At 53.9% G+C, this 25452-nt stretch carries 24 protein-coding genes; 21 read left to right on the top strand and 3 right to left on the bottom strand.

The window, feature by feature from the left end:
• The first annotated feature begins 18 nt into the window (after positions 1-18).
• The 10 genes from ACLPHM_RS14165 (at position 19) to ACLPHM_RS14210 (ending at position 8674) form a co-directional block, all read left to right on the top strand.
• A complete protein-coding gene (locus tag ACLPHM_RS14165) occupies positions 19-741 on the top strand; it encodes a response regulator (protein WP_430221865.1) in 723 nt (240 codons plus the stop codon).
• Positions 726-1898 carry a sensor histidine kinase gene (locus tag ACLPHM_RS14170; protein ID WP_430221866.1) on the top strand — a complete coding sequence of 391 codons (1173 nt, stop codon included), beginning with the start codon at positions 726-728 and terminating at the stop codon, positions 1896-1898. Before ACLPHM_RS14165 ends, ACLPHM_RS14170 begins: the two co-directional genes overlap by 16 nt.
• Positions 1899-2053: 155 nt before the next feature.
• Positions 2054-3457: a TolC family protein gene (locus ACLPHM_RS14175; RefSeq protein ID WP_430221867.1), complete on the top strand. Its 1404-nt coding sequence runs from the start codon at positions 2054-2056 to the stop codon at positions 3455-3457.
• Complete coding sequence (locus ACLPHM_RS14180) at positions 3454-4590, top strand: ABC transporter permease (protein ID WP_430221868.1); 1137 nt, start codon at positions 3454-3456, stop codon at positions 4588-4590. Before ACLPHM_RS14175 ends, ACLPHM_RS14180 begins: the two co-directional genes overlap by 4 nt.
• 11 nt (positions 4591-4601) lie before the next feature.
• Positions 4602-5339, top strand: coding sequence for an ABC transporter ATP-binding protein (locus ACLPHM_RS14185; protein WP_430221869.1), 738 nt, complete (start codon positions 4602-4604; stop codon positions 5337-5339).
• Positions 5336-6256, top strand: coding sequence for an HlyD family secretion protein (locus ACLPHM_RS14190; RefSeq protein WP_430221870.1), 921 nt, complete (start codon positions 5336-5338; stop codon positions 6254-6256). The genes ACLPHM_RS14185 and ACLPHM_RS14190 overlap by 4 nt, the downstream gene beginning before the upstream one ends.
• On the top strand, positions 6249-6968 hold the full coding sequence (locus tag ACLPHM_RS14195) for an MtnX-like HAD-IB family phosphatase (protein ID WP_430221871.1): 720 nt from the start codon (positions 6249-6251) through the stop codon (positions 6966-6968). The genes ACLPHM_RS14190 and ACLPHM_RS14195 overlap by 8 nt, the downstream gene beginning before the upstream one ends.
• Entirely contained in the window at positions 6965-7906 is a 942-nt protein-coding gene (locus ACLPHM_RS14200) for an alpha/beta hydrolase (protein ID WP_430221872.1), read from the top strand. Before ACLPHM_RS14195 ends, ACLPHM_RS14200 begins: the two co-directional genes overlap by 4 nt.
• Entirely contained in the window at positions 7906-8274 is a 369-nt protein-coding gene (locus ACLPHM_RS14205; RefSeq protein WP_430221873.1) for an EamA family transporter, read from the top strand. The genes ACLPHM_RS14200 and ACLPHM_RS14205 overlap by 1 nt, the downstream gene beginning before the upstream one ends.
• Before the next feature lie 10 nt (positions 8275-8284).
• A complete protein-coding gene (locus ACLPHM_RS14210) occupies positions 8285-8674 on the top strand; it encodes a DMT family transporter (RefSeq protein ID WP_430221874.1) in 390 nt (129 codons plus the stop codon).
• A gap of 10 nt (positions 8675-8684) precedes the next feature.
• On the opposite strand, the gene ACLPHM_RS14215 is transcribed toward ACLPHM_RS14210, so the two are convergent.
• From ACLPHM_RS14215 to ACLPHM_RS14225, 3 genes are read right to left on the bottom strand one after another with little or no spacing between them, the layout of a single operon-like run.
• Complete coding sequence (locus tag ACLPHM_RS14215; RefSeq protein WP_430221875.1) at positions 8685-9611, bottom strand: hypothetical protein; 927 nt, start codon at positions 9609-9611, stop codon at positions 8685-8687.
• Positions 9596-10660: a peptidogalycan biosysnthesis protein gene (locus ACLPHM_RS14220; RefSeq protein ID WP_430221876.1), complete on the bottom strand. Its 1065-nt coding sequence runs from the start codon at positions 10658-10660 to the stop codon at positions 9596-9598. Before ACLPHM_RS14220 ends, ACLPHM_RS14215 begins: the two co-directional genes overlap by 16 nt.
• Positions 10660-12036 carry an aspartate aminotransferase family protein gene (locus ACLPHM_RS14225; protein ID WP_430221877.1) on the bottom strand — a complete coding sequence of 459 codons (1377 nt, stop codon included), beginning with the start codon at positions 12034-12036 and terminating at the stop codon, positions 10660-10662. The genes ACLPHM_RS14220 and ACLPHM_RS14225 overlap by 1 nt, the downstream gene beginning before the upstream one ends.
• Before the next feature lie 592 nt (positions 12037-12628).
• Between ACLPHM_RS14225 and ACLPHM_RS14230 the strand changes: the two genes are divergently transcribed.
• The 11 genes from ACLPHM_RS14230 to ACLPHM_RS14280 all read left to right on the top strand — a co-directional run bounded on the left by ACLPHM_RS14230 (position 12629) and on the right by ACLPHM_RS14280 (position 25442).
• Positions 12629-13090, top strand: a complete 462-nt coding sequence (locus tag ACLPHM_RS14230) for a GNAT family N-acetyltransferase (RefSeq protein ID WP_430221878.1) — start codon at positions 12629-12631, stop codon at positions 13088-13090.
• Positions 13091-13227: 137 nt separating this feature from the next.
• Positions 13228-14190 (top strand): nitrilase-related carbon-nitrogen hydrolase, encoded by a 963-nt coding sequence (locus ACLPHM_RS14235; protein WP_430221879.1) that lies wholly within the window; start codon positions 13228-13230, stop codon positions 14188-14190.
• A gap of 92 nt (positions 14191-14282) precedes the next feature.
• Positions 14283-15224 (top strand): DUF6963 family protein, encoded by a 942-nt coding sequence (locus tag ACLPHM_RS14240; RefSeq protein ID WP_430221880.1) that lies wholly within the window; start codon positions 14283-14285, stop codon positions 15222-15224.
• Entirely contained in the window at positions 15221-15874 is a 654-nt protein-coding gene (locus ACLPHM_RS14245) for a TetR/AcrR family transcriptional regulator (RefSeq protein WP_430221881.1), read from the top strand. Before ACLPHM_RS14240 ends, ACLPHM_RS14245 begins: the two co-directional genes overlap by 4 nt.
• Positions 15875-15920: 46 nt before the next feature.
• The gene (locus ACLPHM_RS14250) at positions 15921-17594 is read left to right on the top strand and encodes a thiamine pyrophosphate-dependent enzyme (protein WP_430221882.1); all 1674 of its coding nucleotides are present in this window, start codon (positions 15921-15923) and stop codon (positions 17592-17594) included.
• Positions 17591-18841: a D-amino acid dehydrogenase gene (locus ACLPHM_RS14255; protein WP_430221883.1), complete on the top strand. Its 1251-nt coding sequence runs from the start codon at positions 17591-17593 to the stop codon at positions 18839-18841. Before ACLPHM_RS14250 ends, ACLPHM_RS14255 begins: the two co-directional genes overlap by 4 nt.
• Before the next feature lie 60 nt (positions 18842-18901).
• Positions 18902-20494, top strand: coding sequence for an ABC transporter substrate-binding protein (locus ACLPHM_RS14260; protein ID WP_430221884.1), 1593 nt, complete (start codon positions 18902-18904; stop codon positions 20492-20494).
• Positions 20495-20504: 10 nt separating this feature from the next.
• Positions 20505-21446 carry an ABC transporter permease gene (locus ACLPHM_RS14265; RefSeq protein ID WP_430221885.1) on the top strand — a complete coding sequence of 314 codons (942 nt, stop codon included), beginning with the start codon at positions 20505-20507 and terminating at the stop codon, positions 21444-21446.
• An 11-nt stretch (positions 21447-21457) separates the two neighbouring features.
• Positions 21458-22303: an ABC transporter permease gene (locus ACLPHM_RS14270; protein WP_430221886.1), complete on the top strand. Its 846-nt coding sequence runs from the start codon at positions 21458-21460 to the stop codon at positions 22301-22303.
• On the top strand, positions 22300-23964 hold the full coding sequence (locus ACLPHM_RS14275) for an ABC transporter ATP-binding protein (protein ID WP_430221887.1): 1665 nt from the start codon (positions 22300-22302) through the stop codon (positions 23962-23964). The genes ACLPHM_RS14270 and ACLPHM_RS14275 overlap by 4 nt, the downstream gene beginning before the upstream one ends.
• Before the next feature lie 17 nt (positions 23965-23981).
• The gene (locus tag ACLPHM_RS14280) at positions 23982-25442 is read left to right on the top strand and encodes an N-acyl-D-amino-acid deacylase family protein (protein ID WP_430221888.1); all 1461 of its coding nucleotides are present in this window, start codon (positions 23982-23984) and stop codon (positions 25440-25442) included.
• Positions 25443-25452 lie beyond the last annotated feature (10 nt).

The raw sequence follows: 25452 nt of genomic DNA on the forward strand, positions 1-25452 counted from the left end.
TAGCTTCTATTTTTGTGTATGAGCATTACACCCACACCGCTTTCCACCTCTAGTCATCTGGTCCTTATTGTTGAGGATGAGCCGGCTATTGCCAGCGTGTTAGAGGCCTATCTACGACGTGATGGCATGCGCACTTGCATGGCTGCCGACGGTATAGAGGCGCTGCAATTGTTCAGAGACATGCGCCCTGATATGGTGCTGCTAGACATCAACTTACCGGGTGTAGATGGGCTAGATGTACTGCGCCATATACGTGCGGAAGACCAAACCCCCGTCATTCTCGTCACCGCCTTAGCGGACGATGTGGATAAGTTATTGGGGTTGCGTTTGGGTGCTGACGACTACGTGATTAAACCCTTTAACCCCGCCGAAGTGGTTGCCCGGGTGAAAGCCGTATTACGCCGCGCGGCTAACGTACATACCGTAAGCGCCCCCATTCGGGTGGGCGACTTAGAAATAGACGAACAAGACCACGTTGCACTGGTGCACGTGCAAAATAAAGCCATACCACTGCCCCTCACGCTCACCGAGTTTAGGCTGTTAGCCTGTTTGGCCGCCCAACCACGTCGCTGTTTTTCCCGCAGCTACCTTATTGAGCAATGCTTGCCAGAAAGCGATGCGCTAGAACGCGTGATCGACTCCCATATTTCCAAGCTACGTCGTAAATTGCAACAAGCCGGACAAGACGATTTGATTGAAGCTGTGCGTGGCATCGGATACCGTCTATGGCAAGAAAGATAGACCGCATCTGGGTACGTTTTGGCTTGGCCACTGCCGCGATCATTTTTTTTATGATCACGGTACTTACCAGCAGTCTGTTACTGTTCTGGCGTGCCGAGTACCGCGACTTCTACGACCGACTGCCGCAAGATGTACGCACTGAATTTGAAGACCTGAACAACCGAGGGCTATCAGAAAGCCCTCGCGCCATGCAGATTTACGCCGAGTACTGGGTGGGTGACCCTATCAAAGGTGAGCAGTTTTCGCTATTACTCACCTTAATTGCCAGTTTGCCCTTAGGGCTAGCCGCCAGCTTCTGGGTATCTAAACTGGTCACACAACCCCTAGGCTCTATGGCTGAGACGGCCAAACGCGTTGCCGTGGGCGACTTCACGGTACGGGCGTTGCCTGGCCAAGCCCGTGGCGAAATGGCCGACATGGTGCGCGACTTTAACCGCATGATCGACTCGCTAGAAACACTAGAGCGCGAACGCAGCGCCACCATTGCCTCGCTGTCGCACGAGTTACGTACGCCACTCACCATTCTTAGCACACGTCTGCACGCCATCTGTGACGATGTGATCCCTGTCTCTCCGGAAGAGCTGCGTGGGCTCTTAGATCAATCCCTACATTTGGGCCGTTTGGTAGACGACCTACATACCATTTCTATGGCCTTTGCCAATAGGCTGTCGCTGCACGAAGAGCCTCTGGATTTAGCCCAGTTTATTGACGCAGAACTGAATAACTATTCAGCCAGACTTGAAGAGCAGGGCATGGAACTTGAGCGCCGCATCCCCGACTCGCTCGACGATGCGCTGGTCATGGTAGACCCTGATCGTATACGCCAGATTTTGTCTAATTTGCTGGAAAATTCCCTGCGCTACGCACACTCTGGTCACTGGGTAGAAGTGGCTGTCACCAGCGATGATGAGCGCGTCAGCCTACACGTCAGTGATGCGGGCCCAGGTCTGCCTGATGCATTGCGTGATAACCCTTTTAAACGTTTTCCACACCCTAGCGGTACGCACAAAGATGGGTCGGGCTTGGGGCTATCTATTGTGCAGGCCTTAGTAGAGCGCCAAGGAGGAGAAGCCCAAGGTGGTACATCGCAACGGGGTGGGGCACGCTTTAGCATCCATTTCCCGCGTCAACACTACGACACGGACTCCGTAGCCTAAGCAGGATTTCTGCCTTTCACGACCCACATTGCAGCCAGATAGTCGCTCCATCATTTCTCCATAAAACATGCATCACCGCGCAACGTTGGTCTTTTACTATTAAGGTAGCCTTAGTGTGACTCTGGCTGCCACACCTACTTTCATCTCCTTTGTACGTGTTCAGTTTGCCTTATTTTGCTACCCGCTTCAGCGTTTCTGCAGTACTCAGCCTGTTACTTGCAGGGTGTGTGACTCTCAATACGCCTGAACTGCCAACCCATACGCCCAACTCTTGGTCTGAAACCACATCCAAGACGGCGCCAGCTATTGCCTTGCACAGCTGGTGGCAATCGTTGCAAGATCCTACGCTGAACACGTTGATAGACGAGGCGCTAGCCGCCAATCTGGATATTGCCCAAGCCGCTAAACGCCTAGAAAGCGAGCGTTTACTGACAGGCCGTTGGCAAGCACCGTATCTACCCACCATCACAGGCAGTGTGCGGCCTACCCAAGACGTTGCCGCCACCGACATGTACTACCACGCCAGCTTAGACATGATGTGGGAGCTGGGCTTATTTGGCGCACTGGATAACTCCAAGCTGTCTGCCCGTGCCCGTACCTTCCAAGCCCAAGCTACCGAGCAGGGCGTGCGCGTCATGGTGGTCGCTGATGTGGTGCGTCATTACCTAGATTTGGGGCTCAGCCAACAACAACAAAAATTGCTGTATACCCAACTAACTGTAGATGAAGAAGCGCTGGCACTGGCTCAAACCCGCCAACGTGCACACGTTGGTAACCCCGAAGAAAGCACTCAAGCACATGTACGACTGGCTCAAACCCGTGCGGCGCTCGCCATGGAGCGCGAAGCCGCTTCACGCTCTGCACGCGCGCTGGCTGTACTGCTGGGCCGCGATCAACCCGACGCCGCGTGGGCCAACATTCAACGCCCCTTACAGGTACCGGCCTTTTCGCTGGAAGAACTACCTGCAGATTTACTGCGTACACGCCCCGATATACACATCGCCGAAGCCGAGGTGTTGCAAGCTGCTGCCCAAGTGGGTTTGGCCCATGCCGCGCTGTACCCGCGCTTAAGTCTGGGTGGCTCATTTCTGTATGCCTACAACACCACGCAAAACATGCGTACAAGTACCGACTCGTCTCCGTCTGTCGGTATCTACCTAGACATCCCGTTGTGGGATTGGGGCATGCGCCGTACCCGCATGGAAGCCAACGAAGAACTTCTGGACGCCGCGTTATTGGGCTACCGTAAAGCGGTGCTAGATGGGGTGAGCGAAGTGGAAAATGCCCTGAGCGGCCTAACCCACCAGAAAGAACGTGTAAACGCACTGCAAAGCTCAGAGCACGCACTGCAACAACAACAGCAATCACAACGCACATTACTATCGTTGGGGCTATCCAGCCGCTACGATCAATTGCTACAACAACGAGCGCTGTTAGAAACACAATCCGAATTGCTGCGCGCGCGCGCCTCACACACGCTGTCGTTCATCGCCCTCTACAAAGCACTGGGCGGTGCGCCTTTACCTGAAGCAGCAGCAACCAAGGACGTTACGCCATGATTCCATTAGCGCGTAAAACTCTGGTCTACGAATGGCGACGCTTTGTCCCTGTCATTTTGGCGGTCTGCTTCTCCGGCGTGTTGCTGGTAGTACAAGCCGCCTTGGTATTGGGTATTTTTGGTGCCTCTGCCCTGTATGTGAAAAGCTCATCTGCCACCTTATGGGCGGGCTATCCCGGCACACAAAGCGTGAACTTTGGTCAGCTCGTAGACCAAGACGTAGAAATGCTGATGCGCATGGACCCAGACGTCACTGACGTAGAGCCCTACCTCTGGGTGGATGGCGAGTGGAGTGCCGAACATAGCGATGCGGGTAGCGTCTCTATTTACCTCTCCGGCATCGCCACGCGTGAAGATGCCATGATGTTCTCATCCCTGCTATCTAAAGGCATGCGTGCCCGTCTGCGTGAACCGGGTGCCGTCATTGTGGACCCTGCTGACCTAGACTCCCTAGGGGCACACGAAGGTGACCGTGCCTGGATCAACACCCATCCGGTACAAATTGTGGGCGTTTTACCTGGCTTGCGAGGGCTAGGCGGTGTGAACGTACTGAGCTCGTTAGATACCGCACGCACTATCGCGGGCAACAGCTCGCAGTACGGCAGTACTTATTACGTTGCCAAAACCCCTAGTACCGTAGATGCCGAGGCTGTACGCGCGCGTTTGCAAAACGAAGCCGCCAGTTTTGGCCCCGTAGAAATCTGGACAGCACCGCAATTCGCCTACAAATCACAGTTGTACTGGTTGCTAGACACAGGTGCGGGTATGGCCGTGCTGTTTATGGCCATTATTGTATGTTTGGTCGGTGCCATCATCACCAACCAATCCTTTGCTGCCGTTGTCGCCGGCTCTGCCCGTGAATACGCCACGTTGAACGCCCTAGGAGCCAGCCGTGGCGCACTTGCTCGCGTCGTGATTGAGCAATCATGTTTGATTGGCGGCCTAGGGATGTGCTTAGCCGCGCTGGTAAGCCTCGCATTACTGAGCTTGGCAGCGGTCTATCACGTCCCTATTGCGATGACACCGCTGGTAGCGCTGGGTTGTGCTGCATTGGTCAGTTTGATGGCGCTATTTTCCAGTGTGATGGCTATACGTAGCCTGATGCGCACCGATCCATCATTACTACTGCGCTAAGGGGATATTGAATGTCTACTATCCATACCCCACACACTACCCCTACGCTAGAAGCCATTCGCATCAGCAAAGCCTTTTTGTCAGGCATGGTGCAAGTGCAAGTACTGCGCTCGTTATCGCTGTCAGTGTATGCAGGCGAGCTGACCTTGATTTCCGGCCCCTCAGGCTGCGGTAAAAGTACCCTACTGTCGCTGTTATCCGGCTTGCAGCACCCTGATGCCGGTGAGGCCCATGCCTTAGGGCAAGACCTTAGCAAAATGAAGCGCAGCGAGTTAGATACCTTCAGATTGCACCACACGGGTTTTGTGTTTCAGGGCTTTAATCTGTTTCCCGCCTTAACGGCTCAAGAACAAGTACAACTGCCGCTGGGTTACTTAGGTATTTCCGACAAGGAAAGTGCCAAACGCGCACTGCAAGCCCTAGAAAGCGTAGGCTTATCGCACCGCTCGCACATGCGTCCTGCCCAATTATCTGGCGGTGAAAAACAGCGTGTGGCCATTGCCCGCGCCATTGCTAAAGAACCCAAATTTTTATTTGCCGATGAGCCCACCAGTGCGCTAGATGCCGAGAACGGCCAGCGCGTGGCGGACATACTGCAACGTTTTGCCAGCACACACAACGCTACGGTTCTGTGTGTCAGCCATGACCCCCGTCTCGTGCGCCACGCTGACCGCGTGATTGGCATGGAAGACGGCATGATACGCAGTGACCGGCGCCTCCATGCCCGCACAGAAGGAGTCAGTGCATGATTGTTTTTACGCGCGCGCGTTGCTGCGTGATGCTTACTGCCGCTACGTTGATGTTGGGTGCGTGTTCCGATAACACCCCCCCCACCACCACAAGCAACACCGCCACGCCCACACAAGATTCCTCCCGCAAAATTGCGGTAGCCAGAGGCACAGTGGATGTAGAAGGTGGCTTGATCCACCTGTCTTCCAGCACCGATGGTGTGGTGCGCAATTTGGCCGTACGCGAAGGTGAGGCCGTCGAGAAAGGCCAAACCTTGCTGACACTAGCCAACACCACTGAAACGGCTGCCGTTGCCGTGGCTGAATCAGAATGGAAACTGGCTCAAGAGCGTAGACAAGCTAGTCTTGCCAAGCTGCCCGAATTGCGTCGTGCCGCCTCCAGATTAGAACAAGCAGCACGCGCTGGAGCGATACAAGTACAGCAATCCGACACCGCCCAACAGCAGCTCAAAGATGCCGATGCCGACGCCCGCATTGCCCAAGCCGAAGTAGACGTTGCACTGCAACGCTTGAACCAAGCCAAAGCCTTGCTAGCCGAGCGCACCTTAACCGCGCCAGAAGCCGGTGAAATTATCAGCATTAGCGCCCAACCCGGTGCCACGGTAAGCGCCAATACTCCCGCGATGAGCCTATTGCCCGCACGCCCCTTAATCGTACGTGCCGAGCTGAATGCGGCCTATGTGGGCAACATTAGCCCCGGCATGGTAGCCACCATCACCTCCGACATGGACAGCGCTTCTGATGGCAATGTACTGCCCAAAGCTCACGTGATTCGTGTCAGCCCGGTGTACCGCCAAGGCAGGTTGCAAGAAGAGGCTCAACGTGGCCCCGTACGCGTGGTGGAGTGCATCCTAGAATTTGACGAGCCAGCGAGCGTGCGCGTTGGCCAGAATGTAAGAGTAAGCTTTCATGAGTAATCGCCCCCAACTGTCCGTTGCTGACCTGTCTTGCAGCCAATCCGCTTCGGAATGGGTAATACAGTGTGATTTTGACGGTACCATTAGCCTGCGCGACACCACCGACAGTCTGCTAAACAGCTACGGCCTGCCCGGCTGGGAAGCCCTAGAAGACGCATGGGAGCAGGGCGAAATAGGCTCCAAAGAATGCATGCAAAAACAGGTAGCTCTGCTAGACATGAGCCCTGAGCAACTGGATGCCAGCCTGCAACAAATAGGTATGGATGCGGCATTCCCAGCCTTTCTGAGTGCCGCACAACAGCAGGGCATTCCATTCTTTGTGGTGAGCGACGGGCTAGATTACGCCATCAACACCATTTTGAGCCGTGAGGGTGTGCATAACTTACCTATTCTGGCTAACCATCTGGTGTACCAACAAGGCAATCGCTGGTCGTTGGAAACCCCGTGGAATCTACCCACCTGTGCCAGCGCCAACTGCAAATGCCAACATGCACAAAGCTCCCATCAGGTCGGACGTAAAGTTCTGTACATCGGTGATGGCAGCTCTGATTTCTGTGTGTCCGGCAAAGCCGATGTGGTGCTTGCCAAAGCCAAACTGATTAACTATTGCCGCGAACAAGGCATTCCTCACGTACCGTTTACCGATTTCCGTGAAGCATTAGCACTGCTGCCCGGCATACTTTCCGGTACGGCACTGGAACCTGCTGTATGAGCAACTTAGCACCTACTTTTCCTTCTACCTTGGTGGCGTCTGAGCGCCCCGATGTAAGCATTACCCCTTCCTCGTCATCGTGCACCATCACCCCGCACGAGTTTTTACTGGAAGGCAAAGGCGAGCGCGCACGCACTGGCGTGCTGCTGATACACGGCCTAACAGGCACACCTAATGAAATGCGCGTATTAGCGCGCGGGCTGAACCGCCAAGGCTTCACGGTATACGCCGTGCAATTGGCAGGGCACTGCGGTACCCAAGACGACTTGGTAGATACAGGATGGCAAGACTGGTTAGCCAGCGTGATTGCCGGCGCAGACCGTTTGGCAGCCCGAGTTGATCGCATTGTTGTGGGTGGTCTGTCTATGGGTGCTGTACTGTCACTGGCCTTGGCACAGCGTCGTCCTGATCTGATTTCAGGTGTATTGGCACTGTCTACTACCTTCCGTCACGACGGTTGGAGCATGCCTCCGCACACCCGCTTAGCCTTTATCTTGCCGGTATTTAGAGCACTGGGGATTGGCCGCAACCGCATGTTCTTAGAGCAACCACCCTATGGCATCAAAGACGAAGCCCTGCGTGCACGTGTCGTAGACCAAATGAACTCTGGCGACAGCTCTGAAGCCGGCCTACCTGGCAACCCATGGTGGTGCGTCATAGAAATGCAGGCGTTATCGCGCTCAGTACTGAAAAACCTGTCTACCATTCAAGCGCCATGCTTGGTGATGCATGCACGTCACGACGACATTGCATCGGTATCCAACGCCTATGCCATCGTCAAAGGCGTACGTAATGCCCCTGTAGAACTGCTATTGCTGGATAACAGCTACCACATGATCACTATCGATAGAGATCGCCGCACCGTGATCGCTAAAGCGGCTGATTTCATTGCCTCGCTCACCGATGGCCAACCACTACGCGCCGGAGGCACGCACTGATGGAGTCAATCACACCGTTGGTGCTGCTGTTGTGGACAACAAATATTATCTTGGATAGCGGCGGGCAATTAGCCCTTAAAGCTGCTGCGGCTGATCCTAGGGCAGGCGATGGCTTAGATCGTTGGCGTTGGATGTGTAAACGCCCATGGCTGTGGGTGGGCATCAGCTGCTACATCATCGAATTTGTGATGTGGTTAGCCTTCTTATCGCTAGTACCGTTATCCAATGGTGTGCTGCTAGGCTCTATCAATACAGTTGTCATCATGATCTTAGGGCGTATGTTTTTTAACGAACAACTCACCCCCTTACGCGTGACGGGCATTGTATTAATTTCCATTGGCGTCGCCATTGTGGGCTTGCAAGCGTAAGGAACTCAACATGAAACGTTTTTATTTGGTTGGCTTCCTCGTCCTAATGGCCTTGGACACCTTCGCACAAGTCAGTTTTAAAATGGCCGGCAACAGTGCGCTGCCACTGGAATTTACCGCCAGTTGGTTTGGCCGTGTGTTTGGTCAGCCTTGGATTTACGGTGCATTGCTCGGGTACATAGGCACGTTTTTTGCGTGGATGACCCTGCTAAAACATGCCCCCATTGGACCTGCCTTTGCGGCATCGCACTTAGAGATTGTGGCGGTGCTAGTAGTGTCAGCGCTGCTGTTTGGTGAGTCCATAGGATGGCCACAAATCACCGGTACGATTTTTATCCTGGCCGGTATTGTGTGTCTGGCGATTAGCGAAACCCGATTGGCCGCTAAACAGCCAGAATAGTCACACCGTATTACGAGCGGGCCGCCTGCAGCATCTGCAACAACTGTTGATTGAAGCGAGTCTGGTGTGCCTGCCATTGCGGCAATTCGGCATCTTCTTGCGTGGTGTCTTGGCCGTCAGCAGCGCTTAACCAGCGCTTCCACGGCGTGGTGTAATTCCACACCGAGACCTCACCCGTCACATCGCTACCTGCGATACGACCACGCAGCGCGTGCACGATTTCTTGCATATGCCGTGTACGCAACTCACCTTGATCCCAATTGGTACGTACCACTTCTGGCGAAAAAGCGTCTTTATCCACACTTAAATAAGTGTCTGTATCGCCCTCAGCCAAGGTGTCGCACAGCGCTTGTACCATCGCGTCTTCGGTGTCGAATGACCGGAAGAAACTGCCCAGTCCCAACAGCTTCGCCCAACCGGTATCTACCTTGGTGCTCCAGTAGGTCAGCTTGCCGGCACACAGTGCAGCCAAACGGTGTTCCCACGCGTGAGCAGCACCCAAATCGGAGGACGTAATACCCACCACATGCACCTTAGCGACAGCAGGCAACAAGGCCACGCGCTGTACCCACGAACCGCAGTGAATCCCCCACGGAAAGCGCATGTTATCGGGGTGATTATCCAAAATCACCACTTGCAACGGGCGCAGCATATCGTACCCACCCGCTGCAATACAACGCTGTATCAGCGAAAAACTCAAATGGTGAAAGTCGCCACTGCCCATAAACACCGTGCCATGCTCGTTAAAAGCAGGCATCAGCGCTTCCATTTCGGCAATGCGCTTTGTCCACACCGAACGGCGGCACCCAAAACGTACTGCTTCGCGCCAGTCGTACGAGAGGGTAATACGCTGCTCATTGTCTAAAGTACCGATAGAGTCATCGGTATTGAGCACGACAGGGAACAGCGGTTCAGAAGGGGTTAGGACGTAATCCATTGGCTATCACTTTCAAAACGGTTGGCAAAACGTCTGGCCAACGCACGCAAAATTGGGTTACGCACATACACCATATGACGCGTGGGCGTAAACGTCGCGCCCAACAAAGCCTTCACTCCGGGGTCCGTCCAGCCAGCCACATAATGGCTTAAGCCTTTTTCCAGAGCGTATTCCAGATTCACAAACCAGCTCACAAAATACAGGTTCATTTCCCGTGACAAGGGATACGACAGCCCTATGTATTTATCCACCAATTTGCCTTGGTGCTCAAAGCACAAATTCCAACCCAGAAACTCATGAGTTTCGGCATGGCGGTACTCAAATACGATGCCGCCATTGCTTTGGTCGCGCAGTAATTGCGTGAAAAATGCTTTGGTCAGTTTATCGAAGTGCACGTCGCTTTGCGCATATACCCCTTGGTACAACGCATAGTATTCATCCACTTTTTGGTCATCGCCAAACGCCGCACCGGTGTACACACGGGTGACGTCTATCTGCTCGCGGGTACGCAACTTACGACGCAAATAGCGACGTGAATCCTTGGTCAGCTTGTCCAAATAATCTTGGGTGCTGGCAAAGGTAATGGGTACGTACGCCAGGGCTTGGCCTTCAATCGGTACAAAACCCGCTTGTTGGCAAGCGGCGACCACGGCATCTGCGTACGCATTATCGTCATCAGACAACAACGGCGATTGCTGTGGCAGATCTTTGATGATGGTGAGCTTTTGCGCTTTACAGGGCCCACTCAATAACGCTTGTACGGCTTCGTTGACACCCAACTGTGGCGGCCACACCGCGTACTCACTCACCGTCGTCCCTACAAAGGCAGTACGGATGGTAAGCCAACGCGACCACATGCTGTAGCCCACAAAACCAGTGATGCGAGCTTTGAACTCGTCATCGGCGGTGGTGAGCAAATCAAAGGGCGCTACAAACGCCGGAACCGGCACGCCTTCCAATACATGAAACCCCTCCGGCGGGTGCCGGAGGAAACATGCATGCAAGGCGGCCGGTTCTAACGCGTTACGTAATAACGGCAAATCTGGCATTAGGCCTGTTTTGCACGTGTGATCAACTGATCCAGCAAGGCCATTGCTTCGTCAATTTCTGCACGCGTAATCATCAGTGAAGGCGCAAAGGTAATGACGTTTTTGTAGTACCCGCCCACATCCAGCACCAAACCACGTTTGCTGCCTTGGTAGTCCAGATTGCCTTCCAGACCGATATCCACCATTTTGTCCAACAGCGCTTTGTTGGGGGTGAAGCCGTCTTCGGTACAAATCTCTGCACGCAATGCCAAGCCCAAACCATCCACATCGCCGATTTCACGGTGACGTTTTTGCAGGTCGCGCAGGCCATCCAGGAAGTAAGCACCCGCGTCACAAACTTGTTTACCGAAGTCTATTTCGTGAGTCATTTTCATCACTTCCAGACCAATTGCGGTACCCAATGGGTTAGACGCAAAGGTGGAGTGTGTAGAACCTGGAGGGAACACCGTTGGGTTGATCAACTCTTCACGAGCCCACAAACCGGACAATGGGTTCAAACCGTTAGTCAGTGCTTTAGCAAATACCAATACGTCTGGTTTGATGCCAAAGTTTTCCACAGACCACAACTTACCGGTACGCCAGAAACCCATTTGAATTTCGTCTACGACCAGCAATACACCGTGGTCATCCAATACGCGTTTCAAGCCTGTGAAGAAGTTCGCAGGAGGAATCACGTAACCACCGGTACCTTGAATAGGTTCGATGTAGAACGCCGCGTATTCACACTGGTTAGTTTTAGGATCCCAAATCGCGTGGTATTCGTTTTCAAACTTACGTTCGAAATCGCGCACGATGGAGTCGGCGTACTCTTCCGCAGTCATGCCTTTAGGGCGACGGAAAGGGTAGGGGAAAGGAATAAACTGCGCACGGTCACCAAAGTGGCCGTAACGACGACGGTAACGGTAGCTGGAAGTAATGCTGGATGCACCCAAGGTACGGCCGTGATAGCCACCCTCGAACGCAAACATCAGGCTTTTACCACCGCTGGCGTTACGTACAATTTTCAGGGAATCTTCAACGGCTTGTGCACCACCTACGTTGAAGTGCACACGGCCTTGGCTGCCCCATTTTTTCTCGGCGTCCTGTGCAATCACACGGGCCAATTCAATTTTTGTGGGGTGCAGGTATTGGCTAGCAATTTGCGGCAGCGTGTTCAGCTGCTTAGTCATTGCGTCTTCCAGACGACGGTTGCGGTAACCGAAGTTCACCGCTGAATACCACATCTGCAAGTCTAAATAAGGGGTGCCCGCGTCATCAAACATGTAACTGCCTTCGCAGCCTGTAAAGATCTTTGGCGGATTAACATAGTGAACGGTATCACCGAATGAACAATACCGGGCTTCGTCAGCCAACAGGCTGGCAGTGTCGATGGACATGGACGCATATCTCCAAATTAACGTGATGCTGTACACAGTGTGCGCCATCAAGGTGGAATGACTGTCGAGGGATTGTGTACGGATTGTGGAGTACACCATTTTGTTATGACGCGATGTAATCATTCTCCATCAATGTACGCGCGACCGACATGGCATATACCAACGCCATACTGTGCATAGGCTAGACACAGCAGACCTGTGGCGACGCCACCACTGAACCATGACATAAGGTTAAGGTCTGCAAACGTACCTATCACCTTCAACGTCCTGCAACACCACTCATGCAGCAGTGCAATGCCTCAAAACCAACCCCCATACCAGCCTTCTTTACCCTTGATAACACGCTATACAGGCGCCATAACTTATGTCACGCTTTGCGAAATTGCCTTTGCATCGCGCAAGAATGGTGTTCTTGCCGACTACAACGGCAATCTGAATGACCCTTTACCTCGTTATGGCAAGCTATAAGCACGTAGGGTCGCGTAGTAGCACACGTTTTCTACCAATGATGCTACCTAGAAACCAACCACTGAGCCCTTCCACCCCCCATTACAGAAATGGATAGGTGGACCTTATAGATAGCCACCAAACCATGACTACACCCACGCTATACCTACGTGCTGCCCATGCCAGTGACTTAGCCCTGTTAGGGCAAATTAAGTTACGCGCCTCGTTAGCCTGGGGGGAGCACACCGAACAACTGCGACAACTGCCTGATATAGACCATGTGCCCCCTGATTTGTTGCCTCAACTGATCGTGGCAGAACGACAGAAACGCCTAGTAGGCTTTGCATCGGTAGAGCCACGCCTAGCCTTGTCGCAAGCCCAATTGGATGACTTGTTTGTAGAACCTGATTGCTGGCACCAAGGTATAGGTACCGCGTTGCTACGCGCCGCTGAAGAACGCGCTTCCCGATTGGGCGCAACCGAATTGCAATTGGTTTCTAATCCCAAAGCCCATCAGTTCTACATCAAGCAAGGTTATCAATTTCGCACCAACATACGCACCGACTTTGGCACTGCGCCGGTGCTGTATAAAACGTTAATCCACTAAACGCTTAGCGGTTTTTGCCGTTTTTTCGCACTAAGGTTTTCCAGAATCCGTCTTGTACACCGTCAGAATGCGGTGGCACTATGAAGCGGTGCTGAACCTCAGCACGCCATAATTACAACCACAAACGGAGACCTTATATGTCGCACATTCTGACCGTCGCGGCGGCCCAAATGGGGCCCATACAACGCACGGATTCCCGCGATGATGTGATCGCACGCATGCTCAAATTGGTGGAAGGTGCCGCACACCGTGGCGCCCATATCGTCGTGTTTCCAGAGCTATGTTTAACCCCGTTTTTCCCGCGGTGGTACTACGAAACCATGGAAGAGGCTGATCAATGGTTTGATACCCAATGGCCACCCGCTGGCATGCAAGCCGTGCTGGACCTGGCACGGCAAAAAGGTGTGATGCTGCAGTTTTCATACGCAGAAAAAACACCCGACAACCACCACTTCAACACAGCTAGTTTGGTCTCCAGGCACGGCGAAGAAGTGCTGAAATACCGCAAAATTCATTTACCCGGTCATGCCGAATACATCGCTGAACGCCCATTACAGCACTTGGAAAAGCGCTATTTTGAAGTGGGTAATTTAGGCTTTCCAGTACGCCGTTTAGACTTTGAGGGCGTCGCCACCTTTAACGCTGGCATGTTGCTGTGCAATGACCGCCGTTGGCCAGAGGCATGGCGCGAATTGGGTCTGCAAGAAGTGGATCTGGTGATGATTGGCTACAACACCCCCGTTGCCAACTTAGATGTGAAACACGAACAGCCACCGCACCTTAAAGTGCTGCATTCCAACTTGGTGGTACAGGCAGGTTGCTATCAAAACAACTGTTTTGCCGTGTCCGTCGCCAAAGCAGGGGTAGAAGATGGTCACGCCATGTTCGGTAATTCTATTATTGTGAACCCCTTTGGCGAAATCATCGCCCAAGCCTCTACGTGGTCAGATGAACTACTGGTAGCTGATTGCGATCTTCGCTTATGTCACGTTAATAGAGCCTCAACCTTCAACTTTAGCGCGCATCGTCGCCCTGAATACTACCGACGAATTGTCGATCAAACCGGCTGGAAACGCCCGGAACACACACTCACCGTTTAAGGGTTTTTCTCTACCACGACACGCTTTTCAGCTAATCCAAGCAGTGCTAGCATTTGAATGTGACCAGATGGTCACTATGTTTGGAGCTAAGCATGACGATTGGTATTGCAGTCACTGGTAAACATGCCGTAGTGCACGCATTGCGTGTGCTGCGGTGTGCCGAAATTTTGGGCAGTGGCTCCATTGGTGGCTTTGCTGTGTTGGCGGTTATGGCCGAAGACGGTGCCGTGCACTATAGCCAAACCCAAGACGGCGGCAGTCATGCGTTGGAGCTTGATCCTGCGTGGCTAAACTACCAACGTGCTGCCCTGATTTCCAGCGGCCCACAGAGACCTGAACCCCTGCAGCAATTTCTGCCCAGCCTGCCCGGTATTGCGTTGATGACAGGGCACCGATTACCCAATAGGCCCACCCCTACAGGCTTGCCCTTAAACCAATTGGCGTTGCAAGCACTGCAACAAGGTTGCTCACCCGAACAAGTCATACAGAATACTGTCGCCGCCTACCCCGAATACGATGCGGGCCTAATGACTGTGACGGCAGATGGGCACATCGCCTATGCCAATACACAACGGGTAGCACGCCGCCCCGATCAACATCATGGCGCGCAGCAATACCAAGACAAAAAGGTGGCGGTGATGCTGAATTCCATCTTTTTTGCGCCGCACCTGACATCACACATCGCCACCTTGCTGTGCGACGTGGCGTGGCAAGAACCCGCACCTGCCAACCAAACGGGTGCCATGCTGCTGACGGTGCCTGATCTCTGCCCACTTTTGCCAGCCCCGCATGACCAAATAGTAGTGGACCCCATTACCGCCACCGTGCAATGCATTTACACTGCAGATCCCTTCGTGCAGCACGCTGAAGGCCGCTGTGTTGCCATTCAAGGTGGTTGTACAGCGGTGACTACCGATGGCCATGTACTGGGCACCTGTTTACACGACCTGCTAGGACACAAACACGGTGACCACCTGCAGCGCCTGCTGCCGCATCACCCCCCTTTGTCTTTGATCATAGGAGCACACGTATGACCCTAACTCGTCGTCAACAGACCGAACAAAAAATCATGCAAGCGCTGGAAGACCAAATCTGCGAAACCGGCATGATGGGCGTAGGCGTCAATGCTATTGCAAAACGCGCAGGCGTCAGCAAAGAACTGATCTACCGCTACTTCAACGGCTTACCTGGCCTGATGTTGCAATGGATGCAAACGCAGGATTTCTGGACGGGGAAATCGTCCATGCTGCTGGACGACAAAGCTGAAACACGCAGCCCGCAGCAATTGATTCTCACCATGTTGAACGCGCAGATTACGGCACTGGCCAGTAACGATGCTTTGAAAGAAATTCGTCGTTGGGAGCTGATTGAGCGCAACGATGTGAGCGCACAGTTGGCAACCCGCCGTGAGAAAGCCGCTCGTACCTTTATTGATGCGCTGACTTCGGTGAACGATGACGAAGATGCCGACCTTGCTGCCATGGTAGGCATCATGCTGGCAGGCGTGCTGTACCTGTCGTTACGTTCCAAGACAGAGACCCATTTCTTGGGGGTGCCACTGCGCACCGAAGAGGGCTGGGATCGCATTCAAAAAGCGCTTATTCAGTTGAGCGCCAGCCTGCCCGAACCGTTGAAAGAACAATCTCTGGAAAGCTTACGGAAGCAGTCTACAGACCCGTCTTAGCCAGAGCAGCCCTTATACATAATTCATAACGAAACGAGACAAAAACATGACCATTCGTGCTGCCGATTTGTTGGTGGAGTGCTTATTAGCGCATCACGTCAAACGCGTGTATTGCGTACCCGGTGAAAGCTATCTCAGCGTGCTGGACAGCTTGCATGACCAGCCTGCCGTAGAGGTAGTGACCTGCCGCCATGAAGGTGGCGCAGGTTTCATGGCACTGGGGCACGCCAGACTCACCGGCACCCCCGGCGTACTGATGGTAAGCCGTGGCCCAGGTTGCATGAATGCGGCCATCGCTATTCACTCAGCTCAACAAGATGCCTGCCCATTGGTGGTGTTAGTAGGTCAGGCAGAGCGCGAGAATTTGCAGCGCGAGGCCTTCCAACACATACATTACGAGCGCATGTTTAGTGACATGGCGAAATGGGTGGTGGAAGTAGAACACGCCGATCAACTGGCGGATATCTTGTGCACTGCCTTTTATTTGGCACAAAGCGGCACACCCGGCCCGGTCATTATTTCCTTGCCTGAAGACATGCTGGAAGACCATTGCCCACACACTGGCGTCTTCCCCCGTCACAGTCAACCTAGCACACTCAGCGCCTTAGATACCGACGCTATTGTGCAGGCGGTAAGCCAAGCCGAACGCCCCTTAATCATTGCCGGTGGGCTGCTTAAAAGTGATGCAGGCAAACAGGCTTTATTGGAATTTGCAGAACGCTTTTCTCTGCCGGTCGCCACCTCGGTACGTCATGCCGATTTGATTCCTAACGATCATCCTCTATTTGCAGGACACTTGGTGTACGGCTTACCTGCCGCGCTTAAAGAATCCGTCACACGCAGCGATTTGATTTTGGCCATTGGCACCCGCTTGGGCGATGTGACCAGCCAATCCTTCCATTTCCCTGCCGCCCCCAAAGCTGCCCAAACCCTCATACACATTTGGCCAGACAGCACCGTCGTCAGCCGCTATCGTCAAACCGACATCGCCGTTGCAGCCGACCCTGTTGCTAGCTTGCGCACACTGAATCAAGCCACTGCACCTGCCGTATCCGCAGCACGGCAAGACTGGATTGCCTCGTTGCACCGCACAACCGTAGAACTGCGCGACTGGACGCCGGTTGCAGACCAAGCCAATGGTGTGGTGTTCGGCAATATCGTGGCTCAAGCCGATACCTTATTGCCTGACGATGCCATTATCTGTCTGGACGCCGGTAACTTTGGTGGCTGGGTACAACGTCAACTGCGCTTTAGCCCTACACGCCAACTGATAGGCCCTTCGTCGGGTGCGATGGGCTATGGCGTGCCCTCTGCTGTGGCGTGTTCACTCGCGCAGCCCACACGCCCCGTGGTGTGTTTTGTGGGCGATGGCGGCTTCATGATGACCGGCAACGAGTTAGCAACCTCCGCACAATATGGCGCAACCCCCATCATCATCATTTCGGATAACGCCTGCTACGGCACCATACGCATGCATCAGGAAAAACACTTTCCGCATCGTCCTAGTGCCACCGCCTTGCACAACCCCAACTTCGCCCAACTCGCCGCTGCATGCGGTGCACAAACCTTTAACGTGCGACATAGCGATGAGTTTGCTCCTGCGTTAAATGCTGCGCTGCAAAGCAAGCAATTAAGCGTCATTGTGGTGCGTACCAGTCTGGATTACATCTCTCCCAACGCCACAATTGCTGCGCTGCAGCAATCTGGGAGCCCAGCATGAAAAAAATCGCTGTTATCGGTGCTGGTATTGTAGGGTTAGCCACGGCGTACGAACTGCGCCGTCATGGCTTGGACGTCAGCGTGTACGATGCCGACGCCAAGCCCGGTCAAGGCACCAGCAAAGCCAATGGCGCACAGCTGAGCTACAGCTTCGTCACCCCCTTGGCCACCCCCGATGTGCTGCGCTCCCTGCACAAATTATTGTTGGATAGAAATGGTGCATTACGTTTGCACCCCACATTTAGCCTTTCGCAATGCAGTTGGTTGCTCTCTTTCTTAAAAGCCTGCTCGGCCAGCCAAAGCCGACGCGGTGCAGAAAATTTGCTGCAACTGGGCAAGCTAAGTCGCCAAGTCTTAGACCAACTGCAACGCGCACAACCCCTGGAATTTGCCCATAACCATCACGGCAAATTGCAGGTATTTGAAAACTCGCACAGCTTCGCTGCCGCTCGTGATGCACAAGGCAGCTTTCTAGGTCGTCACGGTGTAGAACAACGCGTACTCACCCCTGCACAAACCGTAGAACAAGAACCTAGCTTAGCGCCCATCGCACACCGCATACAGGGTGGTTTATTTACCCCCAGCGAGGAAGCTGGCGACTGTGAACAACTGTGCTTAGCCTTGCAAGAGCGCCTGCAACAAATGGGTGTGGTGTTTCACTTCAACACCCCCATTACACGCTTAGAGCGCCACGGCGACAGCGTCACCGCATTTACTGCACAAGGTGCTCTGGATGCCCACACCATAATTTTGGCCAATGGCACGGGTGCACAAAAACTAGCGCGCCCCTTAGGGCTGAATTTGGGTATTTACCCCCTACGCGGTTACTCACTCACCATCCCCGTAGACGAACACAGTGGCGCACCACAGGCCAGTGTGAGCGACATACGCAACAAAGTGGTGTACGCCCGCATTGGCGACAAGTTACGTGTGGCGGGCATGATTGATATTGGGGTCAACAAGCCCTCTGCCATCGCTGCCCGACTCAGCACCTTACGCCAGCAGGTGAACGACTTTTTCCCGGCGTTAACGCCCACCGGTGACATAGAGGAATGGACCGGTGAACGCCCTTCGCGCCCCACCAGCACACCGCTGATTGGTGCTAGCCCCTTTAACAACTTGTTTTTAAACGTAGGACATGGCGCATTGGGTTTCACCTTGGCCTTTGGTTCTGCCCGTTTATTGACCGACATACTGCAATCGCCCAGTAACAAACAGCCGTTGTTAGCACCGCTTTTCAGCCTGTAATACCGCCACAACTGCTGCACCATAAAACACAACAATACCTACCTGACTCAGGAGACAAACATGGCACGTCACACACTTGCCCCGCTATCGCGCACCACGTTGGCCGGCTTGCTGCTGGCTAGCGCCTGCGTTGCGCCCCTCGCTGTACATGCTGAAACCACGGTGACTGCCGTCATGCATGCTGGCCTGCGGGTAATGGACCCCGTATTCAGTACCTCTTTCCTCACCCGTGATCATGGCTACATGATTTACGACACCTTGTTGGGCATGGATGAGCAATTCCACGTTCAACCTCAGATGGCCGATTGGAGCGTCAGCGACGACGGTAAAACCTACACCTTTACTCTGCGTGACGGCTTGAAATGGCACGACGGCACACCTGTGACGCCCGCCGATTGCATCGCTTCCATCAAACGCTGGATGGGTGTGGACGGCACCGGTCAGGTCTTGCAGACCATGGTGGAAGACATGTCCGCAGTGGATGAAAAAAGCTTCTCTGTACGCTTGCAAGAGCCCACTGGTCTGTTGCTCTCTGGCTTGGCAAAACTCAGCTCTAGACCAGCGTTCATGATGCCAGAGCGCATTGCTGTCACGCCCGGTTCTGAAGCCATTACCGAGTTTGTAGGCTCTGGCCCCTTTACGTTTGTCGCCGACCAATTCCGCCCAGGCGTCAAAGTGGTGTACGCCAAAAACACCGACTACCAACCACGTTCTGAACCTGCCAGTTGGACAGCAGGGGGCAAAGTTGTGAATGTGGATAAAGTAGAGTGGGTCACCATGCCAGACGCCATCACTGGCGTGAACGCCTTGCTGCAAGGTGAGATTGATTTCATGCAGCAAATCCCGTTGGATCTGCTGCCATTGCTGCAAAACAATGACGACGTAAAACTGGACACCATTGATGAGCTAGGCAACTGGACCTACTTCCGTTTCAACCACCTGCACGCCCCCTTTAACGACCCTGCCGTGCGTGAAGCCGCCATGCTGGCTATAGATCAGCAGCAAGTATTGAACGCGCTGATCGGCAACCCTGACTACTCACGCACCTGCGCCACCACACTAGGTTGTGGCAACCCGTTTGAGAGCGACTACCGTTACGACGACGTGGTCAAACCGCAGTTGGAAAAAGCCCAGGCCTTGCTGAAATCATCCAGCTACAAAGGCGAGCCCGTAGTCATCCTGCACCCCACCGACATGGCAACCGTATCCCCCCAACCTGTGGTGATTGCCGATGCGCTGCGTAAAGCCGGTTTTAACGTGCAATTGAAATCCATGGATTGGCAAAGTGTAGTGATGCAGCAAGGCAATCAATCGGATGCCGCGAATGGCGGTTGGAACATCTTTTCCACCTACGCCACCTTGGCCTCTAGCGGCGACCCTTTTGGTAACACCACACTGAACGCCAGCGGCAAACAAGCGTGGGCAGGGTGGCCAGATGTGCCGGAGATCGAAGCGCTGCGTAAGCAATTTGCGCTGACCACAGACGATGCCGAACGCAAAGCCATTGCTCTGAAAATCAACGAATTGGCCATTGATCAAGGCGTCGTGATTCCGCTGGGTCAATTCACTATTCCTTCCGCCTACAGCCAGACTCTGCACAACGTGCCGCATTCTCCCGTCACGGTATTTTGGTCATTGAGCAAGTCCAACTAGGAGGCCACGCATGCTTCTCTACATTGCTAGGCGCCTGATCACCACCATACCGGTGGTGATCATGGTAGCCATCGTGATCTTCGCCTTGCTAAGGCTGACTCCGGGCGACCCGGCAGCTGTGATTGCTGGTGACGATGCATCACCAGCCCAGTTGGCCGCCATACGCGCACAAATGGGGTTGGATCAACCCATCACTACCCAATTTTTTGATTGGGCAGGCAAATTGCTGCACGGTGATCTGGGTACGTCTTTGCTGTCTGGCACAGCCGTGACCACCCTGATTGCTGACCGCATGGGCCCCACCATTGCTTTAGCCATCAGCACCATGAGTTTCACCCTGCTAATCGCTATCCCCATTGGCTTAATTGCCGCATGGCGACATGGCCGCGCCACCGACCGTTTGGTGATGATTTTGTCGGTACTAGGATTCTCCATTCCCACTTTTGTGGTGGGTTATCTGCTGATCTATCTCTTTTCGCTGCAGTTAGGGTGGTTTCCAGTACAAGGCTACAAAGACCTCAGCCAAGGTTTCTATGCCTTCAGCATGCGTTTGGTGCTGCCTACCATCGCACTCAGTACAGTGTATGTGGCGCTGATTGCTCGTATCACCCGCAGTAGCGTGATCGAAGTGATGAACGAAGACTTCATCCGTACCGCCCGCGCCAAAGGCGTGAAAGAGAGCGCCGTGTTTTTACGCCATGCGCTACGCAATGCTGCCGTGCCCATCGTCACCATTGTGGGGATTGGGGCGGCCGCGCTGATTGGCGGGGTGGTGGTCACAGAATCGGTATTTAACATCCCCGGACTGGGCAGGCTGGTCGTCGAAGCTGTGCAAGCGCGCGACTACCCCATTATCCAAGGGGTGATCTTGCTGTTCTCCCTGACCTACATCGTCATCAACTTGGTTATAGACGTGCTGTACACCGTCTTTGACCCTCGCATCACCTATTGAGGGAGTCTGTTATGCAACCCTATTCTCTCTGGCGTGGCCTGCTTTCTAGGCTGTTGTCTCCGGCGGCATTTTTAGCCTGCAGCATTGTGGTCCTCGTGATTGCGATGGCGATACTCGCCCCCATCATCAGCACCACTGACCCTATACAAATCAACCCCGCTTCACGTTTATCGCCCATTAGTGCGGAACACTGGTTGGGTAGCGATGCCTTTGGCCGCGACATGTATTCCCGCGTGGTGTACGGCGCCCAAGTATCCATGATCGTGGGGCTAGGCGCAGCACTGTTCAGCCTCTCCCTAGGCTTATTGATTGGTGTGTTGGCCGGGTATTTTCCGCTGTTTGACGCCATCATCATGCGCGTCATGGACGGCATTATGGCTATCCCCAGCATTTTGTTGGCCATTGCCTTGGTGTCGCTCACCGGCAGCAGTTTGCTCACGGTGTTGGTAGCGATTGTGATCCCGGAAATTCCACGTGTGGTGCGACTGGTGCGCAGTGTGATTCTGTCTATACGCACCGAGCCCTACGTAGAAGCGGCGATCACCTTGGGTACCCGTATCCCCAAAATCATCGTGACGCACATCATTCCCAACACATGGGCACCACTGATTGTGCAAGGCACCTACATTTTCGCCTCGGCTATTTTGATCGAATCCACCCTAAGCTTTTTGGGCGCTGGTTTGCCGCCAGAAATCCCCTCGTGGGGCAACATCATGGCCGATGGCCGCATGTTCTTTCAACTCTATCCCGGCTTGGTGCTGTATCCCGGTATTTTGTTGGCGCTGACCTTATTGAGCGTCAACGTATTGGGCGATGTACTGCGTGATGAACTGGACCCAAGGATGATCAAACGATGACGCAAACGTTTTCACATACACAGGGTGATCAGCCAGTTCTGCAGGTACAAGACCTGTGGGTACGCATCGCCAACAGCAAAGAAGGGCAGCACGCTATTTCCAACATTTCGCTGGAAATACACCCCGGCGAAACCGTCTGCTTGGTGGGCGAGTCTGGCTCTGGTAAATCCGTAACCTCGCTTGCCACCATGGGCTTGCTACCCAAAGCCGAACTACAAGCCACTCAAGGCCGCATCTTGTTGGATGGCGAGAACCTGTTAGAGGCCTCGCCTAGCCGCATACGAACGCTGCGTGCATCCAAAATGGCCATGATCTTCCAAGAACCTATGACTGCGCTCAACCCCGTAGAGCGCGTTGGCCCACAGGTGGAAGAAGTGCTGAAGGTACACGGCGTACGCAACCCCTCTGAGCGCAAGAAGCAAGTATTGGCGATGTTCGAGTCCGTGCATTTGCCCAACCCTGAAAAAATCTACCGCGCTTACCCACATCAATTGTCTGGCGGCCAGCGTCAGCGCATTGTGATCAGCATGGCGTTGATTCTGAAGCCACGCCTGCTGATTGCTGACGAGCCCACTACTGCCCTAGACGTCACCACCCAGAAACAAATTCTGGCGCTGATTCGTGAGCTGCAAGAACAGCAAAACACCGCTGTATTGTTCATCACGCATGACTTTGGTGTGGTGGCTGAGATTGCTGACCGTATTGTGGTGATGAACCGTGGTGCCATGGTAGAAACCGGCACGAGGGACGCCATTTTACGCGCCCCCACGCAAGACTACACGCGCCTCTTGGTGTCGTCCGTGCCTAGCTTAATTCCACCTGCTCCACGCGACATTACACCTGCACCTATGCTGCAAGTAGAGGAGCTGAACAAAACCTACGAAGAGCGCGTGCTGTTTTCGGCCAGTCGCAAAGTCGTGGCTGCCAACAATGTGTCTTTCACCCTGAACAAGGGCGAGATCATTGGCATTGTGGGCGAGTCCGGTTCGGGGAAGTCCTCGGTAGCCCGCTGCATCATGCGCTTAATCAAGCCATCATCTGGCCGGGTGTCTTTGGGTGATGCCGATTTAGCCACCGCCAAAGGTGAAGAACTACGTCAGTTGCGTCAGCGCATACAGATCGTTTTCCAAGACCCTTATAGGTCACTGAACCCCCGTTTACATATACACGACGCCTTGTTAGAAGGCATGCAAAACTACGGCTTAAGTGCCAACGAATGTGAAAAACGCATTGATACGCTACTGGCATGGATAGGCATGGATCGCAGCGTACTAAGCCGTTATCCACACCAGTTTTCTGGCGGCCAACGCCAACGCTTGTGTATTGCCCGCGCTCTGGTGTTAGAGCCAGACATTTTAGTGGCCGACGAAGCGGTATCCGCGCTAGACGTATCCGTACAAGCACAAGTATTGAAACTGCTGGATGAAATGCGCCAACGCATTGGTATCTCGGTACTGTTTATTACGCACGATTTACGTGTGGCAGCGCAAATCTGCGACCAAATCATTGTGATGCAACGCGGAACCGTGGTGGAAGCCGGGCCTACCGAACAAGTGCTGGTGAACCCCCAACATGAGTACACACGCTCACTGATCGAAGCCGCCCCCGGCCGCTATTGGGACTTCCAGCATTTTCGCCCCCTTGAACCTGCCATCCATTGAGCTACGTGAGAAAGACTATGGCCAAACATGCCCACATACTGATTCAACATGCCGAGGTGGCAGATGGCACCGGCACCCCTCGCTTTGATGCCGATATTGCCATCGTGGATGATCGCATTGCCTTTGTAGGCGATTGCAGCCACTGGACAGCCGACCAACGCATTGATGCCAGTGGGTTGGTGGTGTCCCCCGGTTTTATTGACACCCATACCCATGATGACCGCCTGCTGCTGTCCAGTAACAGCATGGAGCCCAAAGTCAGCCAAGGCGTGACTACCGTTATCACCGGCAACTGCGGTATTTCACTGGCCCCTACGCCACAACGTTTACACGCCCCCATCACCCCACCACTGGATTTGCTGGATGGGGAAGGGGAATGGTTCACACACCCCACTTTTCAGAGCTATGTAGACGCCTTAGCGCAGCAACCCGCCGCTACGAACTGCGCTCCCTTGGTGGGGCACACCACACTGCGTATCGTGGCCATGTCTGCGCTAGATAGGCCCGCCACGGCCGATGAACTAGAACGCATGAAAAGCTTGTTGCGCGAAGCCATGCAAGCCGGTGCCATTGGTTTATCCACAGGCTTGGCCTACGACCCGGCCATTGCCGCCTCTACCGAAGAAGTGATTGAGCTGGCGAAAGTTGCTGCTGAGTTTGGTGGTGTGTATTGCACCCACCTGAGAGACGAATCGGACAACGTCATGGAAGCCTTAGAAGAAGCCTTCCGCATCGGCCGTGAAGCCAATCTGCCCGTCGTGATCTCGCACCACAAAGTCGCGGGCAAAAACAACTTCGGACGCTCTACCGAAACCCTAGAACGCATACGCCAGCAAATGGGTGTGCAAGACATTTGCTTGGACTGCTACCCCTACGCCGCATCGTCTACCGTGCTGTCCGTCAAACATGCATCATCGGCCTTGAAGGTGCTGGTGACATGGTCTAGATCGTGCCCAGAAATGGCCGGGCGAGACTTGGCTGACATACAGAAAGAATGGCAATGCACCTTAGAGCAAGCCGTAGAAAGGCTGCAACCAGCGGGCGCTATTTACCACCGTATGGACGATGCCGACGTATCACGCATCTTGGCCTTTGACGACACCATGATCGGGTCTGACGGCTTACCACACGATGCTGTACCACACCCGCGCTTATGGGGCAGTTTCCCCCGTGTATTGGGGCATTACTCACGCGAAAGAGGCTTATTCAGTTTCGAAAAAGCCATTCATAAAATGACGGGCTTAAGCGCCCAAAAATTTGGATTACGCGATCGTGGATTTATACGTGAAGGCGCCTACGCCGATTTGGTCATACTGCATGCAGACACTGTTGCAGAAGGTTCCAGTTTCGCTAGGCCCATCGCCCCAGCCATTGGTATAGAAACGGTATTGGTGAACGGTAAAGTAGTTTGGGAAGCCGGAAAAACCACCACGGCTCGCCCCGGTAAGGTGCTAGCGCGTGAAGCCCTAGCTCGCTAACACAACACAA

It is taken from the genome of Paenalcaligenes sp. Me131 (genome assembly GCF_050487225.1).
In the GTDB taxonomy this organism is placed as follows: Bacteria; Pseudomonadota; Gammaproteobacteria; order Burkholderiales; family Burkholderiaceae_B; genus Paenalcaligenes.

Coding starts and splice junctions, on each gene's coding strand:
- ACLPHM_RS14220 (WP_430221876.1), bottom strand. CDS start 10,660: ATGCCAGATTTGCCGTTATTACGTAACGCGTTAGAACCGGCCGCCTTG.
- ACLPHM_RS14255 (WP_430221883.1), top strand. CDS start 17,591: ATGAAAAAAATCGCTGTTATCGGTGCTGGTATTGTAGGGTTAGCCACG.
- ACLPHM_RS14165 (WP_430221865.1), top strand. CDS start 19: ATGAGCATTACACCCACACCGCTTTCCACCTCTAGTCATCTGGTCCTT.
- ACLPHM_RS14250 (WP_430221882.1), top strand. CDS start 15,921: ATGACCATTCGTGCTGCCGATTTGTTGGTGGAGTGCTTATTAGCGCAT.
- ACLPHM_RS14265 (WP_430221885.1), top strand. CDS start 20,505: ATGCTTCTCTACATTGCTAGGCGCCTGATCACCACCATACCGGTGGTG.
- ACLPHM_RS14190 (WP_430221870.1), top strand. CDS start 5,336: ATGATTGTTTTTACGCGCGCGCGTTGCTGCGTGATGCTTACTGCCGCT.
- ACLPHM_RS14235 (WP_430221879.1), top strand. CDS start 13,228: ATGTCGCACATTCTGACCGTCGCGGCGGCCCAAATGGGGCCCATACAA.
- ACLPHM_RS14275 (WP_430221887.1), top strand. CDS start 22,300: ATGACGCAAACGTTTTCACATACACAGGGTGATCAGCCAGTTCTGCAG.
- ACLPHM_RS14230 (WP_430221878.1), top strand. CDS start 12,629: ATGACTACACCCACGCTATACCTACGTGCTGCCCATGCCAGTGACTTA.
- ACLPHM_RS14225 (WP_430221877.1), bottom strand. CDS start 12,036: ATGTCCATCGACACTGCCAGCCTGTTGGCTGACGAAGCCCGGTATTGT.
- ACLPHM_RS14215 (WP_430221875.1), bottom strand. CDS start 9,611: ATGGATTACGTCCTAACCCCTTCTGAACCGCTGTTCCCTGTCGTGCTC.
- ACLPHM_RS14260 (WP_430221884.1), top strand. CDS start 18,902: ATGGCACGTCACACACTTGCCCCGCTATCGCGCACCACGTTGGCCGGC.
- ACLPHM_RS14195 (WP_430221871.1), top strand. CDS start 6,249: ATGAGTAATCGCCCCCAACTGTCCGTTGCTGACCTGTCTTGCAGCCAA.
- ACLPHM_RS14205 (WP_430221873.1), top strand. CDS start 7,906: ATGGAGTCAATCACACCGTTGGTGCTGCTGTTGTGGACAACAAATATT.
- ACLPHM_RS14270 (WP_430221886.1), top strand. CDS start 21,458: ATGCAACCCTATTCTCTCTGGCGTGGCCTGCTTTCTAGGCTGTTGTCT.
- ACLPHM_RS14280 (WP_430221888.1), top strand. CDS start 23,982: ATGGCCAAACATGCCCACATACTGATTCAACATGCCGAGGTGGCAGAT.
- ACLPHM_RS14245 (WP_430221881.1), top strand. CDS start 15,221: ATGACCCTAACTCGTCGTCAACAGACCGAACAAAAAATCATGCAAGCG.
- ACLPHM_RS14240 (WP_430221880.1), top strand. CDS start 14,283: ATGACGATTGGTATTGCAGTCACTGGTAAACATGCCGTAGTGCACGCA.
- ACLPHM_RS14170 (WP_430221866.1), top strand. CDS start 726: ATGGCAAGAAAGATAGACCGCATCTGGGTACGTTTTGGCTTGGCCACT.
- ACLPHM_RS14210 (WP_430221874.1), top strand. CDS start 8,285: ATGAAACGTTTTTATTTGGTTGGCTTCCTCGTCCTAATGGCCTTGGAC.
- ACLPHM_RS14200 (WP_430221872.1), top strand. CDS start 6,965: ATGAGCAACTTAGCACCTACTTTTCCTTCTACCTTGGTGGCGTCTGAG.
- ACLPHM_RS14180 (WP_430221868.1), top strand. CDS start 3,454: ATGATTCCATTAGCGCGTAAAACTCTGGTCTACGAATGGCGACGCTTT.
- ACLPHM_RS14185 (WP_430221869.1), top strand. CDS start 4,602: ATGTCTACTATCCATACCCCACACACTACCCCTACGCTAGAAGCCATT.